Source organism: Hyphomicrobium sp. B1, from assembly GCF_049532635.1.
GTDB lineage: Bacteria > Pseudomonadota > Alphaproteobacteria > Rhizobiales > Hyphomicrobiaceae > Hyphomicrobium_B.
Window position 1 is genome coordinate 1,365,211 of the sequence record NZ_CP134871.1, and the last position, 18,606, is coordinate 1,383,816.

Below are 18,606 nucleotides of genomic sequence, written 5' to 3' on the forward strand. Positions count from 1 at the left end.
ACGATGGGACATGGAGCCTTTGGTGATGCAGGATACGACGCCCGCTGTTGGCTCGAACAAGCTCGACGAAATCGAGCTGATCAATCAGCTGAAGCGTCTTAGAGCGCAAATTCCCGACAACCCTTCGCTCAACCCGATTTTGAACGTCGCGTTCGACATGTCGCGGCGTCTTGAGGCGGGCGAAGTGTCGTTTGACGAGATGAAGGGCCTTGCGTGCCGCCTGATGGATCGCGCCTTCGTTCGCCGCGCCCGCGGTTTGCGCGATAAGGTCGGCTACGTCGATCAGGCGACCACGCTGAAAGACTTCACGGCCTACGTCGAAAAAACGGCAACCGAGTCCGGCAACGATCTCAAAGCGTTTGAAGAGCGTTGGTCGCGTGCCCGCACCGGCATCGTTCTGACCGCCCATCCGACGTTCGGCCTTTCCGACGCGCTCTACCGGCGCATGGTCGATATCGCGGTTTCCGATCCAACGTCCGACGTCACGATCGGCTTGCCGCATCGCCCGGAAGATAAGCTGACGCTCCATCACGAGCACAAGTGCGCCCAGGATGCGATCCGCAACCTGCGCAACGCATACGAAGAGCTGCTGCACGGCTTCTATAGCGTTGCCTCGCAGAAGTTCGGTGACGCGGCGTTCAAAGTGCGCCCGAGGCTGACGACGTTTGCGTCGTGGGTCGGCTACGATCTCGACGGCCGCACCGACATCACCTGGACGTTCTCGTTTGAAACCCGCCTTCGCGAAAAGCGCGCCGCCTTGGCCGATATCCGCGAACGCTTCGTCGTCCTGAAGCACAAGCTCGAAAGCGGTGACGCCGCACAGCGCGTCGCCCGCCAGATCGTCGGTAAGCTCGATCTCGGCATCGCTGCCGTCGATGAGCAATTGAAGGCGCTCGAAAGCTTCGCCAACAACACCGAAGGCCTCGCCAAGGCCGCTAACGTCATGACAAAGACGGACGGCTACAACCTGCTGACGGTCGAGGCGCTACAGGCTCTCTTCAACAATCTGATCGATGCGGTCCAGGCGCCGCAGATGAAGCGCGCCACAGCCGCGCTCGCCGGTCTCGTCGAGGCAACCGGTCTCGGCATGTCGCATATCCACCTGCGCATCAATGCCCTGCAGCTCCACAACGCATTCCGCGCCTACGTGCACGAGCCGTGGACGCGCGACCTGACCGAAAGTCAGTCGCTGAAGCGCATTGTCGAGATGATCAAGAACACGCCGCGCGAGACGGTCAACTTTGCGACGCTCGATCTCGAAACCGCGACTGCGATCCGCCAGTTTGCGCTTACCGCGCAGATCATGAAGCACGTCGATAAGGAAACGCCGATCCGCTTCCTCATCGCCGAATGCGAGTCGCCTGCAACGGTTTTGATTGCTGTGTTCTTCGCCAAGCTGTTCGGCGTCGACCACATCACCGATATCTCTCCGCTTTTCGAAACTCCGACGGGTCTTGAGAACGGCGCACGCATCATGGAGCGCCTCATCGAAGAAGAGGCCTACCGCGAGTACGTGATCGGCCGAAAGCGGATCAGCATTCAAACTGGCTTCTCCGACGCTGGCCGCTTCATCGGACAGATCTCGGCGACTCTGGCCGTCGAACGCTACTACAAGGCGCTGGCCGCGATCGTCGACGCCGCCAAGCTCGAAGGCATCGAGACGCTGCTCTTTTCGACCCACGGCGAGTCGATGGGCCGCGGCGCGCACCCCGGCACGCTTTACCGTCGTCTGCACTACGTGATGACGAACGAAGCACGCCGCCGGTTCGGCGCTGCCAACATTCCGGTGAAGCACGAGACGAGCTTCCAGGGCGGCGACGGCTACGTCTTCTTCGGCAACCGCGCTTTGACGACCCGCGCGCTCGCAACGATCGTGATGGATGGCGACATCCCGCCCGCTGAAAAGGATCCGTTTTATTCGGCGCAGGATTTCAGCTTTGACTTCTTCCTGCGACTTCGAGGCTTCCAGCAGGACCTGTTCGCGCACGACGGATATCGCGCTGTCCTTGGCGCCTTCGGACCGAACCTGTTGTTCAAGACAGGGTCTCGTCCGGTCAAGCGCCAGGGCGATCACGCATCCGACCGCGGCAACCCGGCCCGCATGCGCGCCATCCCGAACAATGCCATTCTCCAGCAGTTCGGCTATATCGCCAACGTCGTCGCCGGTCTTGGTGCCGCTGTCGGCGTCGATCGCGACCGATTCTATAAGCTTGCGAGAAAGTCGAAGCGATTACAGTCGCTGCTCGCAATGATCGCGCACGGCAAGACGATGTCGAGCCTCAATGCCATGGCGGCGAACGCTCAAGTCTTCAATGCCGGGCTTTGGGCGTCGCGCGCCTCATGGGGCCGTGAGGAAGCGCTGAACAGCGCCTTCCGTACGCTGGCGACGCATCTGCTGCCGGATGATCGTTATGGCGACGTCTCCGAACTCGTCCATCTGCTGCGTCTCGACGCCATCGACCTTCACGCCATCCTCGCCGATTTGAACATCGAAGATGGCATGGTCCCCGACGAGAACCGGCTCGAACTCGATCTCCTGCAGGCGATCCGCCTTGCGCTGATCATGCGCATTTTCATTCTGGCCGCGCAGCTCCCGCGCTTCGCCCCGCAGGACGGACTTTCGCATGCGCAGGTGCTCGAGATGGCCCTGAGCTTGGAAATTCCGGAAGTTCTGAGCATTCTGCGCAAAGCGTTCCCGCACGACGAAAAGAACCTGACCGCGAAATCCTTCGACGAGCAGGCGAGTTATCGTCCGCGCGGCATCGACGATTATGCGCGCCTGGAGACGGAAATCCTGACGCCGATGGAAATCTCGTACGAGTTCATTCGCGAGATCGGCACCGGCATCTCGCACCACTTCGGCGCCTTCGGCTGAGGCGGCGACTATCCGCGGGCGGAGCGCTGGCTTTTGCCACGGCCGCCCGCCGTTTTATTTCATTGCTTTCAGATCGTCGGCAAAAAGCGCGAACACTTCGGCTTTGCTGGTCTCGGTATCGAGCCACAGGAACGGCAGATCCGGCCGAGACGCTTCGAGCGTCGCCTGCCCCTCTCCGATTTCGACGATGATGCCCCCGCCCTCTGCCAGCCGCTGCGGCGCGTCGTGCAGAATACGATGCACGAGATCCATGCCGTCCACGCCGCCGAGATGCGCCAATGTCGGCTCCGCCTGATATTCCGGCGGAAACGCAGCAACGGCGTCGGCAGTTACGTAGGGCGGATTGGATATGATGAGGTCATACGTTCCGGCCGGCAGATCATCGAACAAATCCGACTTGAACGTGCGGATGCGATTCTCAAGCCCGTAATCGCTTATATTCCGCTGCGCCACCGCGAGCGCGTCCTCTGAAACGTCGGCGGCATCGACCTCGGCGTTCGGAAACGCTTCTGCCGCGAGAATGGCAAGACAACCCGATCCGGTGCAAAGATCGAGCACGCGCGTCACGGCCACCGGATTGGGAACGATCGCCGCCAATTGATCTTCGACCAGCAGTTCGCCGATAAACGACCTCGGCACGATCACGCGTTCATCGACGTAGAATTTCCGCCCCTGAATGTAGGCCGCATGCGTCAGGTAAGCCGCTGGCTTACGCGTATCGATGCGCTCTGCAATGAGCGAAGCGATGCTTTGGCGCTCGTCCGTCGTCAGCCGACAATCGAGCCATGGGTTGACGTCGTCAATCGGCAGATCGAGCTGCGATAGAATAAGAAATGCGGCCTCGTCGACGGCATTGGATGTACCGTGCCCATAGACGAGATGCGCTCGGCTCATATGGGTCACGGCATAGCGCAGCCAGTCACGAATAGTGACGAGATCATCAATCGGCGCTCGCGCGGGGGCTGTCGTCATGGCAATGCGCGAACGCAATAATCTTTAGGCAGTTGCTGGAAGTTCGTCGAAGCCGATGAGGCGGCGCTGGTCTTCGTCCCAGAGCTTCAATCGCGTGCATCGAAGGCTCTCACGCAGCGTCATCCGATTGATTGATTTCAACTCCGGGCTTGCATCAAGGCAAGCGAAAAGCCGGTAGTTCGGAATCATGCTGTTAAGGTGATGGATGTGATGCAGCCCGATATTGCCCGTGAACCAGTTCAGGACTTTCGGGAGATCGTAATAGGATGAACCGAGCAGCGCCGCGACTTGGAAATCCCAGCCTTCGGCAGTGTCCCACGTCGTCTCTTCGAACTGATGTTGGATGAAGAACAGCCAGCCGCCCGTCGCGGCCGCAATATGCAGCACCGGTAGGCCCACCCAGAGCACGTTAGCGACGCCGAAGAAGTAGCAGAGCGGCGCGTAGAGCGCGACGAGCCCCACGTTCAGCGCTAAGACGCTTTTCCAGGCATCACGCGGCGGCAAGGCATGGAACCACGGCAGTCGCTGTATGATAACGAAATAGGCTGGCACTCCCAGCCCAAACAAAAACAGCGGATGCCGATAAAGCTTGTAGTGCAGCTTCCGAAGCTTCGAAAGCTTCACGTATTCGTTCACCGTCATGGTATTGATATCGCCGGCACCGCGGCGATCGAGATTCCCGGACGTCGCGTGATGCTGCGCATGCTCCCGGCGCCACAGGCCGTAAGGCGCGAGCGTCAGCACGCTCATGGCGCGTCCGACGAAATCGTTGAGAGGTCGCGACGCAAAGAATGACCCGTGGCCGCAATCGTGCTGGATGATAAAGGCCCGGACCAGAAGCCCGGCAGCAGGAACGGCAAGCAGCAGCGTCGCCCAATAGGCATGTTCGACGGTCGCGAACATCACGCCGATGATCAACACCAGCGGCACGATGGTCGTCAGCAGCTGCTGGATCGCAAGCCTCGGCACTGAACCGCGATACTTCTGGCAATGCGCGGCAAGGCGGCGGACGCGCTGTTTCTGCGTCTCCGGTAATGTCTTTGCGGCGGATGATGGAGCTAGTCTCGGATCGCGGGTGAAGACGTCGGCACGACTGTCGGCCTGCAGCGGCTGCTTGAGGCTCACGTTCAAAGCTTGGTCCCCCAATAGTGGAATCGACGGCCGGCCACAGGTAGCGTCGCGTAGCATATTCGTCGCACTTCGCGAAACGCTGTTGACGGAGTTTGCGGCGGGATAATCGGTCGATCCGATACGATTCCTGCGCAAAACCCTCAGTATTCTTCGGTCCGCGCGCATTGGTGCGAAAAAAAGAGGGCCGGATTGTGCCCGGCCCTCATGATTCTCCATCTACCGGCTATTCGCGCGAAGCCTAGTAATGTTGGCCCCAGATTTCGACGATGGCCGAACCTTTGCCTTTCGCGGACGAGTCGAAGAAACGCGACCGGTACTTGGCTTCGATATGGTCGATCGGGTGGCGGCGGCCCATCCTGAGATCGATCGGTCCGAACGTGCCGCCTGCGTCGACACGCGTGCGGATCGGAATGGTCTCGTCCTGGCCATCGGCGTAGACGACTTTGACCTCGTTAAGCGTAATAGCGCGGTCGCGGACCGTGACCCGCAGGCGTCTGAAGCCGCCTTCGTTGCTGCCGACTGGAATGATGTCCTTATCGAAGCCGATGAAGCCTGCCGTCTGAGCGCCGAGGAGCACCCAGCCCTGGTTATATTTGCGGCCTTCGCCCTTCGGTCCGAGCCAACCCGGCGCGTAACGGCCGAAGACTTCGATCCGCGCTTGCCCGTTGAAGTTCGGCCGCGAGCGATAGACGAGCTGGATCTCCTTGATGAAACGGTCGCCTCTGAGGTCTATCCAATTCGTCCGGGAGTTTTTCGGAATGTCGGCATTGATCGCCAGCGTATCGCTTTCCCCGTTCGCATAGACGATCTTCATCTCTTTGATGTGAATGTCGTTATCGAGGACACGCAGGCGAATCTTCGAAAACTTGCCTATTTCCGGTCCAATCCGTATGACGTCGCGGTCCGTTAGGAAGCCCACGTACTGCGCCCCAAAGAGAACGTCACCGCCCGCTGTTGGTTGGCCTGGTGTCGATGGGGACGCGACCGGAACCGTAGGGCGCACCGTGATATCGTTGTTCGATATCGCCCGGCTGGGCTGTCTGCTGCTGTAGTCAGCGCCGCCGCGATCCATTCCGCGGCCTTCGCGATCCTGAATTCCGATGATCTGCAGTCGCCCGCGGCCATAGCCGGGGACCTGTTCGATCTTGATCTGATCGATGAACTTGTTTTCGTAGGTCGGATTGATAGGCCGGCTGCGCTCGCCCCAATACATGTCGATCTGGCGGTCTTCGTTCCACACCGAACCGTCGCTGTAGACGATCTGGACGCGCCGGACGTCGAAAAGTTTGCCCATGGCATTCTTGATGCGAATGCCTTTGTAGGCGCCTTTAGCTTGCCGCACATCGATCGTATAGCGGTCGAGAGACAGGTCGACGTCGGTTTCGGCAATGAGAATAAGCTGATCGCCACGGCGATAATGATACCGGTGCCGGTGGCGATGATGCCGATGGCGCCACGATTGAGCTTCGGCGACTGTCGTAGTGCTGATGAGGCCGGCAACACCCGCCCCAGCTCCGACGACAGTGACTGTTCCAACGCCGCTTACACCTGCGGCGCCTGTGGCCATGATGGCGCACAGCCCCAGTACCAGTCTGCGCAACATAAACTTGAACCCCTCTGGTTACTAACGCCCGTGCCCCTGCAACGGCGGCACTTTAGCGGCAGCGTTTCAAAACCGGGAGCGCTCAAGCCAACGTTTGACTGTTCAGAAAAAACGATGGTGTGAATCTGCAACACAGACTTCTGACTGTCCTGTCCGAGACTTGTGCGAGCTAAAGAAGAATCGGAATTCGGTTGCTGTATGAACGTTTGCACACCGATTTATTTTGCCAGTGTAAAGACCATTAGCCGGGCTTCTGCAGCGGACGGCGGTTAAGAGACATCTGGCGGTTTCCTCGCCCGCCTCTTTTGGTAGCCCAGAGAACTTCCGGTTGCAGGCTCGCGAGCTGTGGTACCGAGGCGGCTGATAAAAGACGACGCTATCGTGCGCTTTTCCTAGTTCATTAGCGTTTCAAGTTTGATGCTGCCACAGCACAGCCGACTTTCCGCAAAGGAAACTTTGTTAGTTTATCGGGAGTTCAGCCGTTGCTTCGACGCATCACGGAACGGCAAATTAGGTACATGTTTACGACAAAAAAAGAATCACATGCCTCTGGTTCTTGATCTTTCTGCCACCTTTGGCTGTATAATCCGTATAGATCTTTCGCGCCGTTCCAAGACCCCAACAGCGTGAAGGTCGGTTTGCAACCCGCAGTCTCCCCCGGCTGCGGGATTTTTTTCCCGGGCAGCGTTCAACGCCAATACTGGCAGTTCAAGATTTATCCCATGGCGCGAAGCCCGCAGCTTTCGCCTCGTCTTCGCTGCAGAACCACCGCTCGCCGCGTGCGGTCCGCACCCGCGCCTTGGCATAGGCATCCGACCAGGGCAGGGCGTAGATCTTCGCCGATGCCCTAATGACACCCTTGATGGGGCAGCCGTCGGGCGCGTCGCGTTTGGCCGCCTCCCAGGTCTGGTTGCGCCAGTCTTGCGGTCTAAGAACTTCACCCTGCCAGATGCCGCGCTTGGCCTCGCGTGCGCCGCCTTCGTCGCTGCTGAGCGAGCCGAAGAACGATTTATCCGTCGCGAAAACGTAGCCGTTCCGCACCAGCATCGTCGCGACGTCCTGCGAACCATCGATCACGCAGCTTGCAAGCGTTCGTCCGCTATCGTCCTGGCCCGACGATGAGCACGTCACCTTATGACCGCGGACGATCCTGTTGAGGCCTAAACGGGCGGCGGAAGCGCAATTCCAGCGTCGGCCGTTGGCCCGATGGCAGGGCTGCGCTGCCGCCGGCGCTTCAATGCCAGCGAGGCGCACGAGGGTCCCATCGACTCGCATCGTATCGCCCGTCAGCGCGGCTGCCGTACCTGAGATTTCATTCGAAATGGTGACTTGGTGCGAAGCATCGATCGAGCCGGTCGAGATATTGAGATCCGACGTGCCGATGCCATCGGCGCTTCTCAGCATCGGGCCGCCGACGTAGATGAGCAGCAGAAACAGCCCCGCGCTGATGAGGTGATGCGCCTTGATCGGCGATTTTCGTGCTATGTCCGGCATCAGTTTGAGCTTGTCGCGTGCAGCATCAGCAGGAATGCGGATCGCGCTACGCAGTGGCGTCAAAAGTGCGCGCGCTGCGTCCTTCAAAACGCTCCAGCCGAATGAGACCCAGCGAACAATGCCCCAGAAGATCGCAATTGCGACGTCGGCGATGGCATGTCCGATGAACGCCAGCACGCGCATGACGCCGCTTTTGGCAGCGAACGCCCCGGCTCGCCCGGCATCGACACCCGCGTCGGCGACGTTCTTGACCTTCTCGATGGCGGCAACGCGCGCATCTTCAATCCGGCGCTGACGGTCGGCCCGGCGAACGAGAATGGTCGTCCGCACGTATTCCTTCCATTCAAAGCCTTCACTGCGCCTGCGCCACCCGAACATCGAGCGCACCTCCTCGAGCATGAATCGATTTAAGCATTTTGGGACGAATGATGGCAGCCCTTTGGCTCCATCGTGCAGCCCACAAGCATTTGCATGTGATCTAGCGAAGCCGTCTGACACCCGCAAGCACAGGTGCGCTTCAGTTGCGCTGGGCGAGCTGTGCTCCAGGCAATGACCAGATCCGTATGACGCCGTCTTGTCCGCCGGTCAGCAGTGTGCGCCCATCGTTTGAGAACACGACAGTCTTTGCGCCGGATCCCAGTCCCGTGAGCGGCAGATAATTGCGCGGTCGCTTCAGGCTCCTGACGCGTACGACACCATCTTCGGACGCCGACGCCAGCAGATCGCCGACGCCGGAAAACGCGAGCGAGGTGATGCGCGCATTGTGTCCGCCCAGCGTCCGCTGCATGCGATAGGAATTCATCGAGAGCAGCTTCACAGTACCGTCGAGGCTACCGGTCGCGAGTAATGAGCCATCCGGCGAGAAATCAAGCGCCGAAATGAAATCGGAATTGTTGCGATAGAGCCGCCGCGAGTCTTTCGTCTCGACGCTCCAGATCCTCACAGTTCGATCTGCGCCGCCTGATGCAATCCAACGGCCCGACGGATCGACCGCGAGCGCCTGCACCGCATTCTCATGCCCTTCGAGCACCGCCGTGGGAGCGTTCTGGAAGGCTGTTTCCCACAGCGTCACCATCCAGTCGTGACTGGCGGTTGCGATGCGATCTTCCGAAGCAATGAAATCGACCGCCCAGATGGTTGCGTCGTTGCGCTTGAAGCGGAAGAGGCGGCGCTTGCTGTCAAGATCATAGATGTCGACGGCGCCGTTGGCATGGCCGGTCACGACGCGATTATTGCGCACGGAAAGCGATACGGCCGGGCCATCTTCCAGCTGGATCGTGCCCAGCTGATAGCGCGTATCGTAGGACCAGACTTTAAGTTGCGCCTCGTGCGCGGCCGTCACGATCAGCCGGCCATCGCCGCTCAGCGCCAGCCGTTCGATTGGTGCATCGTAAGCCTTGATCTCAGCTGTTTCCGTCAGTGCAGGATCGGGATTGACGGCAACCGGTTTCGAGATCGTTCCCGTCGTGATCGCGCTTACATGCGTCGATAGAAGCTGCGGGATCCGATCGTGGAATGCAAACACGACGCCCGCGAGCGCTGCCGCAACGATAACGCGCGTCGTTAGCCGGCGCAGGAACGGCTTGCGCCCGACGTCCGGGTTGGGACGCACCTTCGGCTTCGATTTGGCTTTCTCAGGTTGCGGACGCGCTGGCGGCGGTAATGGTGGCAGCTTCTCCGCGGCTTTGGCCTTGTCCGCTTTGGCTTTTTCAGCTCGCGCCTTCGCCTTTTCGGCCGCCGCCGACTTTTTCACGGCGGCAGACGGCGCGGGCGGCGGAGCAGCCTTGCTCTTGCCCTTGTTCTTCGCGGCGGAAGGCTCTTTCAGCGACTCGACGAAATCGAGCATGCCGCCTTTCGGACCCGGCGCATCGGGAGGCGGCGGAACTGCGGTATTGATGATGGCTTCGGTTGCGCGCTTCTCATCGTCCTGCTTGCGGCGGACTTCGGTCTTCTCTCGCAGGCGTTGGAAAAGCCCGGGCTTCTCCGGATCCGGCGAAAGCAGCGCCCCACGCCATTCGGCAACCGAACGCGGCCGCGCGTCGACGGAAAGCGCCAGCGCCTGCTGGATGGCCGTCAGAAACGATTGCCGATAGCTCGCCAGCGCGGCGTCGCGCACCGGCACCATCTCGTCCTTCAGCATGCGCGACGGCGAGTCGGGCGGCCGCTTACCGGTCACCGCATGATAGAGCGTCGCGGCGAAGGCATAGATATCCGACCACGGCCCCTGCTGGCGGCTCGTCTCGGCATACTGTTCATACGGGCTGTAGCCGGGCTTCACGAGCGCCGACACCGTCTTCGTCTTTGAATGCGCAGCAATGTCGCTTCGTGCCGCCCCGAAGTCGATCAGCACCGGATCGCCGGTGTTGCGAATGATGATGTTATCGGGCGCGATATCGCGATGCAGGAAGTCGGCTTTGTGAATGACCTCAAGCGCATCGAGTAGCGGCGCGACGATCTGGTCGAGTTCCTTCTGGCGCGGCGCGCGGCCCAGATCCTTCAGCCAATTCTTAAGGCTTTTGCCTTCCTCGAACCGCAGCACCATGTAGGCGGTGTTGTTGGCGCGGAAGATGCGATGCACCTTGACGATGTTGTGGTGATCGAACTTCGCCAGCGTCTGCGCTTCTTCGATGAAGCGGTCGAGACCCCAATTGTAATCGCCGGTGCAACTCTCTGACCGCGGCGTCGCTTCAAGGTTTTCGGTGCGCAGCGCAAAATCGCTCGGGAAATATTCCTTGATGCTGACTTTGCGCGTCAGCTCCGGTTCGTCGGCGAGGTACGTGACGCCAAAACCGCCCGCACCGAGAACCCGGACGATTTTGTAATCGCCCGCGAGTTCCGTGCCGTCCGGTAAAGCGACAAGCTGCGTCATTGTCCTCGTGCGCGGGCCGTCCGCGCTGGTGATGATCTGTCCTGTGTTCTGCACCTCGCTGCAGAACGATCCACGGAGCTAGCTGCGCGTTTTGTCCTGGCCTCTCAACGAGCCAGCACTCTGTTGTCTCTGTTTTGAACCCATTGCGCAAGAATGTGGCGTATCGACGGGTGATGAACCCCTGATGAATAAATCCTCGCGGTGTCGCTTTCCAGCCATGTTGCCGCCGACATCTCCTCACCAAATCTGCCTGGCGCGATGGGAACCCGAATCATCATGATGCACGCGCGGTCACGTTTGAAACGAGTCGCTATAGCCGGTACGGCGATTCTCGTTCCGGCGGCAGTCTTGACAATGCTGTCGTCGCACGGCGCAGCAAACGATTTGCTTGGTTCGTCCCGCCCGATCGCGACGCGCCTCAACGCACTTTTTCATGACAGCTATCGCGTTGCGCCCGCTTTGACTGTTGGCCTGCTGCTCGCGGTCGCCCTGCCGATCGTCGCTGGCTTGGCCCGGCTATCGAAACCGCTCACCCGTTCAAAAGACGCCACGCGCATCTACAAGCCAAAGCCCGGCCGCGCCGATGCTTTCGATGCCGACGTCGGGCACGGGCCGGTCATTCCGCGCCGCATGCCATTCATCGAAATCGAGAACGGTCGCGGCATGAGATGCGCAATTCCGCGCGATATGCTGAGAATTGGCCGCGAGGATGATAACGACATTCGCATTCCGAGCCGCTATGTGCACCGCTATCACGCTGCCATTCATCGCGAAGATCACGATGATTGGCTTATCACCGATTTAACGGGCGTCGAGAGCAACGGCTTGATCGTCAACGGCCGCCGCTGCTGCGAAGCCCGCCTCCACGATGGCGACCTCATCCAGCTTGGCCCGGGAAAGCTTCGTTTTCGTGCCGGCGCTAGGTAATACTCGCGTTGTCGCCAAGGTTCTGTCCAGGTTCCAGTTCATGCGTATCAAAACGCTGCGGCGCGATTCGGCGGAAATCTGCGCCTGTCGAAATCAGATGGAGATGTGTCGATGGCAATCGAACGGGGCGAGACCACCGCAGGCAACGAAGCGAAGGGCGGTAAGCCTCATAAATTTCTGGGCTCATTGAGGGACGCACTGATGGCAGCCGGTCGCGACGAAACAGCTCCAGCCGCGGCGGTCGCGGCCCCCGCACAGGTTCAGCCGGTTGCGCCACCTCCGGTTCCGGCCGCTCGGAGCGAGGAGCCAAAACCCATCCCGGTGGCAGCGGCATCTGACAGTCTGAGCGCCGAAGAGGCCGCACGTCTTGCCCGCACCGGTCCCGAACCCAAAATTCCGGAACGCTTCGGCCTGCCGAAAGAAAAAGAAGCCGACTCGCCGCCGACCACGCGCGTCATCCGTGCCGAACCTTCGAAACCCCGGAAAGTCGAGGCGGAGCTTGATACCGAGGCTCCAGCTCGCACGGTTCTGGTGCGCGGCAAGCAAAAAATCGAGCACGGCGTTTTCGAGCGCGACCCCGTCGTCGGCTTTCTGATCGTTGTCGGCGGCCCCGGCCTTGGCTCTTTTCGCCCGATTTTCGAGGGCAACAACACGCTTGGCCGCTCGCGTGACAACAGGATTCCGCTGGATTTCGGCGATGATGCCATCTCGAACGAGGCGCAAGCCTACCTGCGCTACGATTCGACGGATCGGACTTTCCTCTTCGTGCCAAATCTTGCTAAGACGAATGTCGTTTCTGTGAACGACAAGCGACCGGCAGGCCCCGTGCCGCTGCAGCCGATGGACGTCATAACGCTCGGGCGCACGCAAGTCGCTTTCCTGCCGTTCTGCGGAAGCGATTTTGACTGGTCAGAGATTTCCGAAGCTTAAGGATCGAATGCCGCCGTTCGAGCATGCAGTCGCCGCAACGCGCGGAGCTCGCGACTATCAGGAAGATACAGCCGCGTTTCTGTCGGACGGCGGCGAGCCCATCGTATTGTCAAGCGAAGGGCCGGGCTACGACCGGGCGGGTTTGGCCGTTCTTGCCGACGGCATGGGTGGCCATACCGGAGGTGCGCTCGCAAGCCAAATGGTGTGCGATCATTTTCTGCAATCCGCCTCCGCTGCAAAAGGCGAGGTGAGCGAGCGGCTCATCGCCGGGCTGGGGGCCGCCAACGCCGCCCTCGCAACGAAGATTGCAGAGAACCCGCTGCTCGCTGGGATGGGCTCGACTCTAATCGGCGCCGCCTTCAGTCCGCTCGGCGTCGAATGGGTGAGCGTCGGGGACAGTCCGCTGTTCCTCTTCCGCCGCGGCGAGGTCGCGCTTCTGAACGAAGATCACTCGCTCGCGCCCGAGCTCGATCGCATGGTTGCCGAAGGCAAGCTGACGGCCGAGGAGGCGCGTCACGACCCGCGCCGGCATATGCTGCGCTCGGCCGTAACGGGCGAGGAAATTGATCTGTTGGATGTTTCCCGCCAGCCGTTGAAACTCGAACCCGGCGATTACGTTGTGCTGGCGAGCGACGGCATCGCAACACTTGAAACGAACGAGATCGCCCGCCTGATCCAGGGTTACGCAAAAGACGGCGCGGCGGTGGTCGCCAGGGCCATCATTCGCTCGATCGAAGCGATCCGTGAGCCATATCAGGATAATGCGACCGTCCTGGTCGTAAGGGCCGTGGGCTGATTATTTCAGCCTGCTGCGCTGTCTTCGTCCATCGAAATTACGACAAGAATTATCTGCTTGAGCACAAGCAATAATTCATTCTGTTTCCGCGAATTTGATCAGCGCGCGTTGCAACCTTACGCAAATGTATTCTGGCCGCCAGAAACCGGCAAAGAACCTTCCGTATTCAGCCTTGGCTGACCGGCCGCAATGGCCGGCTGAGATGCGAAGGAGAGACTTTATGATTTCCAAGATTTTGAGCGCTGCTGTGATGGCCGGTCTTCTGATGTCGGTTGCGGCTCCGGTTATGGCCAACGCCGCCGATGCCCCGAAGACGAAGGCTGCCTGCAAAAAGGCGAAGGGCACGTGGGACAAAAAGACGAAGTCCTGCACCGTGAAGTAAGTCTCGAAGCATTTCGAGTTTCATGGAAACAGTGGGCCACAAGCCCACTGTTTTTTTATGTCGAGACGCGTTGGGTCGCCCGCCGTCTAGGAGGCATCACGGAGATCGCCGGTCGCAAGCCTGCGAATGTGCGAGGCAACACGCGGCTGCTTCGATGCCAACCTATGAAAATCCTCGCGCTGCAACTTCAGCAGGCGGCACCGTGACGACGTTATGATAGCCTCTCCATGCGGACTGTTTTCAAACATTGTCTCCACACCGAAAACGTCGCCGACGGAATAGACGTGGCGTTGACCGTCCTTGAGCTTTTCAAGCCGTCCCGACGCGATGAAATACATAGCGTCACCCGGAGAACCCTTTTTCACGACTTCGACGTTCGGGGGCAGGTTGTGCGCTTCCAATAACGGCATAATTTCAGAGGCTTCTTTGGCGTCGAGACGCGCCAGTAGTGGCACACGCGACATCAAAGACCAGGAAATCACGAAGTCCCGCCTTTGCAGTTCTTGGGCAAAGCCGGTCGAGATGATGGCGACAGGCAATGCGAGGATGCAAAGACCCATTACCATTGTGACGCTACCAATGAGTTTGCCCAGGGCAGTAATGGGCGTCACGTCGCCGTAGCCAACCGTCGTAAGCGTGGCGATCGACCACCAGGCCGCTTCTGGAATGGTCCCGAATTTATCCGGCTGAGCGTTTCCTTCGATGTAGTACATCAAAGTCGCAGAGAAGAGCAGAGCCATTGCGAGAAGCAGGCCAGCGCCCGCCAGCGCCTTGCGCTCGTTCGAAAGCACGCGGATCAGCGTGTACATCGCCGGCGAGTAGCGCGACAGTTTCAAGAACCGCAACAGCCGCAGCGTTCTGAGGATACGCAGATCGATCAACACGATCGCGCTCAAATAGAATGGAAGGAATGCCAACAGATCGATGATCAGCGCCGGATGACACGCCAAATTGAGCCGCGCCTTCCACGGGTGCTTTCGGTTGAGATACGGCACTTCGGTAGCAGTCCAAAGTCGGAGCCCGTATTCGATAGTAAAGATCGCTACGGAAAACACTTCGAACCAATGAAACCAGGGCCGCCAGGCAGCCTCGAGCGATGGCACCGTTTCGGCGACGAATGCGGCGACGTTCAACAGAATAAGAACGACAATGAAGCTATCGAAGAGCTTGCTCGCCTTGTCGTCGCCCTGTCCGGTCTCGATGATCTCGTAAATGCGTTTACGGAGCGTCTTATAACGCAAGCCTGCTGCTTCTGCGATCCGCTCTGTCTGTTGGTGTAACACGACGTCCCCCGTAAATCCGTATAGAGATCGTTGCTCCCGTAGATCTCGTCATCGCACTGCATCATTGTGCGGCGCCGATTTACTCAACCAACGGCTAGTCTCCCCCGCGACGTTGAGTAGACCTTGCGTGACGGCGCCAACTGAGGCATCAGCGCATGGATATCGCCGATCACCTATCCGAGATTCGTCCATAGGCGCTTGGCAATTTCACGACCACAACTGAACGTCGTCATCAGCCCGAAGCACATAAGTTTTTCACCCAATAAAAAAAGATTTCTAGGAGGAAAAATCCGTGACCGTGAAGTCCGACATAGAGATTGCGCGCGAAGCGAAGCTGAAACCGATCGCCGAAGTCGCGGCAAAGGTCGGTGTGCCCGCCGAGGCGTTGGTTCCCTATGGTTGGACCAAAGCCAAGGTCTCTTCCGAGTACATCAAGCAGATCGAAGGCAACAAGGACGGCAAGGTCATCCTCGTAACGGCCATCAGCCCGACGCCTGCCGGCGAAGGCAAGACGACGACGACCGTCGGCCTGAGCGACGGCCTTAACTATATCGGCAAGAAGGCCATCGCTGCACTGCGCGAGCCTTCGCTCGGACCGTGCTTCGGCGTGAAGGGTGGCGCGGCCGGCGGCGGCTACGCCCAGGTCGTGCCGATGGAAGACATCAACCTGCACTTCACGGGCGACTTCCACGCCATCACCAGCGCCCACAACCTACTGTCGGCGCTGATCGACAACCACATCTATTGGGGCAACGCGCTCGGCATCGACCAGCGCCGCATCGGTTGGAAGCGCGTCCTCGACATGAACGACCGCGCATTGCGCTCGATCGTCAATTCGCTGGGTGGCGTCTCGAACGGTTTCCCGCGCGAAGATGGCTTCGACATCACGGTGGCGTCGGAAGTCATGGCGATCCTCTGCCTGTCGCGCGACATCAAGGATCTCGAAACACGCCTCGGTAACATCATCGTCGCCTACACCCGCGACAAGAAGCCCATTCGCGCGCGTGACTTGAAAGCTGACGGTGCCATGACGGTGCTGCTGAAAGACGCGCTGCAGCCGAACCTCGTGCAGACGCTCGAAAACAACCCGGTCTTCATCCACGGCGGCCCGTTCGCCAACATCGCCCACGGCTGCAACTCCGTGCTTGCGACAAAGACTGCAATGAAGCTCGCTGATTATGTCGTGACCGAAGCCGGTTTCGGCGCTGATCTCGGCGCCGAGAAGTTCTTCGACATCAAATGCCGTAAAGCCGGTATCGCACCATCGGTCGTCGTTATCGTTGCAACGGTGCGTGCGCTGAAGATGCACGGCGGCGTCGCCAAGGACGACCTCAAGGCCGAAAATGCCGCTGCCGTCGCCAAGGGCTGCGAAAACCTTAAGCGTCACATCGAGAACGTCAACAAGTTCGGCGTCCCGGCCGTCGTCGCGGTCAATAAATTCATCACCGACACCGACGCGGAAATCGTTGAAGTGCAGAAGGCCGCCGAGAGCATGGGTACGAAGGCATTCCTGTGCACCCATTGGGCCGACGGCGGCAAGGGCACCGAAGCGCTGGCCAACCATGTCGTTAAGGTGATTGATGAGGGCAAGGCGAACTTTAAGCCGCTTTATCCTGACAACATGAAGCTGCGTGACAAGGTCAAGACGATCGCAACCGAAATTTATCGCGCGGCCGACATTTCCTGCGACGCCAGCGTCGAGAACCAGTTCAAGGACCTGGAGGCCGCGGGCTTCGGCCATCTGCCGGTCTGCATGGCAAAGACCCAGTACTCATTCTCAACCGACCCCTCGAAGCGCGGCGCGCCCACCGGTCACATTGTCCCGGTCCGGGAGCTTCGCCTCTCGGCTGGCGCGGAATTCGTCGTCGTCGTTACCGGCGAGATCATGACAATGCCGGGTCTGCCGAAGGTGCCGGCAGCCGACTCGATCCGCCTCGACGACAAGGGCCAGATCCAGGGTCTGTTCTAATCCAAGAAATTCGGCAGGTTCCGCGCAGCGGAGTCGCCCATTTCTGATACATATCAGCCATACGGGGCAGGTCGTACCGCGATCTGCCCCGCTTCTGTTAGGAAGTCCGCACTTTTCGATCCATACAATCGATCCCGAATGCGCCTTCTCGCCATCCTGGCCACCAGTTGTTTCGTCAGCTCGATGTCGATGCGGATCATTGATCCCGTCGTGCCCGATATTGCCCGCGATCTCGCCATTGATACGGCGTCGGTGGCGATGCTGGCGTCTCTCTATGCCTTTCCCTATGCTCTAGCCCAGCCAGTCCTCGGCGCTTTTGGGGATGCCTTCGGCAAGGCTCGCATTATTAAGATCGCGCTTGCCGTGCTCGCCTTGTGCCTCGCGGCCTCGGCGCTCGCTCCGACATTCGCGTCGCTTTCCGTGGCCCGGCTCGTAGGCGGCGCGGCTGCTGGCGGCATTATTCCTTTAGCGTTTGCCATCGTCGGCGATCGCTTTCCGATGTCCGAACGCCAAATTGCGCTCTCGCGTGTTCTGACGGCAATCATAGCGGGACAGTTAACGGGCTCGATCGGCTCGGGCCTCATCGCTTCGATGTTTGGATGGCGTGTCGCCACCGCTGGCGCGACGTCGCTGGCGCTGATTGCGTTCGTCGTCACGCTTTGGCAATTGCGTCCGGCTCCCGGCGTTCAGCGCCAGGCCCCGAGCCTCAAGGAATTTATCGACGGCTATCGCGCTGTCTTTGCAAATCCACGCTCGGTTGTCTGCTTCGCTGCAGTCTTCGCCGAGGGCATCGTGATTTTCGGACTGTTTCCATACGTCGCAATTCTTCTCGAAGAGCGCGGCGCAGGCGGCCTGAAAGAAGCCGGCTTCGTGCTTGCTGGCTTCGGTTTTGGCGGTTTTGTCTACACCGCCCTCGTCCGCCTGATGCTCGGACGGCTTGGATTTTACAAGCTTATCCTCGCGGGTGGCATCGTTTCGGGGATTGGTCTAGCGCTTCTGTCTTTGGGAACGTCGTGGCCGCGCGAGATGGCGACGTTCCTGATCGTCGGCGTCGGCTTCTATATGATCCATAACTCGCTGCAGACGCAGGCGACGGAACTAGCCCCCCATAACAGGGGATCGGCCGTCGCCATGCATGCATTCTTCATGTTTTTGGGGCAAGCCTTCGGACCGGTCGTTTATGGCATCGGCTTGACGGGGTTGGGATCAACGTGGGTTTTGCTAATGGCCGGCGTATCGATGGGATTTCTTGGCGTCACCACTGCCTGGGGATTAAAGGCCCGCTCAGCGGTCGCCATTCCCGAGGTCGCTGGTCACGCAGGAACCTGATTGCTCTACGCCGGACCTCGCTGCCGCAATTTTATGCGGGACTTGG

General features: G+C 59.8%; 13 protein-coding genes. 7 read left to right on the top strand and 6 right to left on the bottom strand.

Going from position 1 to position 18,606, the window contains the following annotated elements; all coding sequences use genetic code 11:
* Positions 1-25 precede the first annotated feature (25 nt).
* Positions 26-2,875, top strand: a complete 2,850-nt coding sequence (locus RLW55_RS06665; RefSeq protein WP_423415947.1) for a phosphoenolpyruvate carboxylase — start codon at positions 26-28, stop codon at positions 2,873-2,875.
* A 54-nt stretch (positions 2,876-2,929) separates the two neighbouring features.
* On the opposite strand, the gene prmB is transcribed toward RLW55_RS06665, so the two are convergent.
* The 5 genes from prmB to RLW55_RS06690 all read right to left on the bottom strand — a co-directional run bounded on the left by prmB (position 2,930) and on the right by RLW55_RS06690 (position 10,944).
* Positions 2,930-3,847, bottom strand: a complete 918-nt coding sequence (prmB, locus tag RLW55_RS06670) for a 50S ribosomal protein L3 N(5)-glutamine methyltransferase (RefSeq protein ID WP_423415948.1) — start codon at positions 3,845-3,847, stop codon at positions 2,930-2,932.
* Between the two features lie 24 nt (positions 3,848-3,871).
* Positions 3,872-4,972, bottom strand: a complete 1,101-nt coding sequence (locus tag RLW55_RS06675; RefSeq protein WP_414464580.1) for a fatty acid desaturase — start codon at positions 4,970-4,972, stop codon at positions 3,872-3,874.
* A gap of 244 nt (positions 4,973-5,216) precedes the next feature.
* Positions 5,217-6,581 carry a DUF2541 domain-containing protein gene (locus tag RLW55_RS06680; RefSeq protein ID WP_409561374.1) on the bottom strand — a complete coding sequence of 455 codons (1,365 nt, stop codon included), beginning with the start codon at positions 6,579-6,581 and terminating at the stop codon, positions 5,217-5,219.
* A gap of 708 nt (positions 6,582-7,289) precedes the next feature.
* Positions 7,290-8,453 (bottom strand): thermonuclease family protein, encoded by a 1,164-nt coding sequence (locus RLW55_RS06685; RefSeq protein WP_423415949.1) that lies wholly within the window; start codon positions 8,451-8,453, stop codon positions 7,290-7,292.
* 139 nt (positions 8,454-8,592) lie between these two features.
* Positions 8,593-10,944 carry a protein kinase domain-containing protein gene (locus RLW55_RS06690; protein WP_423415950.1) on the bottom strand — a complete coding sequence of 784 codons (2,352 nt, stop codon included), beginning with the start codon at positions 10,942-10,944 and terminating at the stop codon, positions 8,593-8,595.
* 297 nt (positions 10,945-11,241) lie between these two features.
* Here RLW55_RS06690 and RLW55_RS06695 point away from each other — a divergent pair, with 297 nt between their 5' ends.
* The 4 genes from RLW55_RS06695 (at position 11,242) to RLW55_RS06710 (ending at position 13,979) form a co-directional block, all read left to right on the top strand.
* A complete protein-coding gene (locus RLW55_RS06695) occupies positions 11,242-11,871 on the top strand; it encodes an FHA domain-containing protein (RefSeq protein ID WP_423415951.1) in 630 nt (209 codons plus the stop codon).
* A 111-nt stretch (positions 11,872-11,982) separates the two neighbouring features.
* Positions 11,983-12,801: an FHA domain-containing protein gene (locus RLW55_RS06700; protein ID WP_409561370.1), complete on the top strand. Its 819-nt coding sequence runs from the start codon at positions 11,983-11,985 to the stop codon at positions 12,799-12,801.
* Positions 12,802-12,808: 7 nt separating this feature from the next.
* Complete coding sequence (locus tag RLW55_RS06705) at positions 12,809-13,597, top strand: PP2C family protein-serine/threonine phosphatase (protein WP_423415952.1); 789 nt, start codon at positions 12,809-12,811, stop codon at positions 13,595-13,597.
* A 220-nt stretch (positions 13,598-13,817) separates the two neighbouring features.
* Positions 13,818-13,979 carry a hypothetical protein gene (locus RLW55_RS06710; RefSeq protein ID WP_409561369.1) on the top strand — a complete coding sequence of 54 codons (162 nt, stop codon included), beginning with the start codon at positions 13,818-13,820 and terminating at the stop codon, positions 13,977-13,979.
* A gap of 86 nt (positions 13,980-14,065) precedes the next feature.
* On the opposite strand, the gene RLW55_RS06715 is transcribed toward RLW55_RS06710, so the two are convergent.
* Positions 14,066-15,220 (bottom strand): cyclic nucleotide-gated ion channel, encoded by a 1,155-nt coding sequence (locus RLW55_RS06715; RefSeq protein ID WP_423415953.1) that lies wholly within the window; start codon positions 15,218-15,220, stop codon positions 14,066-14,068.
* Between the two features lie 334 nt (positions 15,221-15,554).
* Between RLW55_RS06715 and RLW55_RS06720 the strand changes: the two genes are divergently transcribed.
* Entirely contained in the window at positions 15,555-17,231 is a 1,677-nt protein-coding gene (locus RLW55_RS06720) for a formate--tetrahydrofolate ligase (protein WP_409561367.1), read from the top strand.
* A 138-nt stretch (positions 17,232-17,369) separates the two neighbouring features.
* Complete coding sequence (locus RLW55_RS06725) at positions 17,370-18,560, top strand: MFS transporter (protein WP_414464163.1); 1,191 nt, start codon at positions 17,370-17,372, stop codon at positions 18,558-18,560.
* The last annotated feature ends 46 nt before the right edge of the window (positions 18,561-18,606 follow it).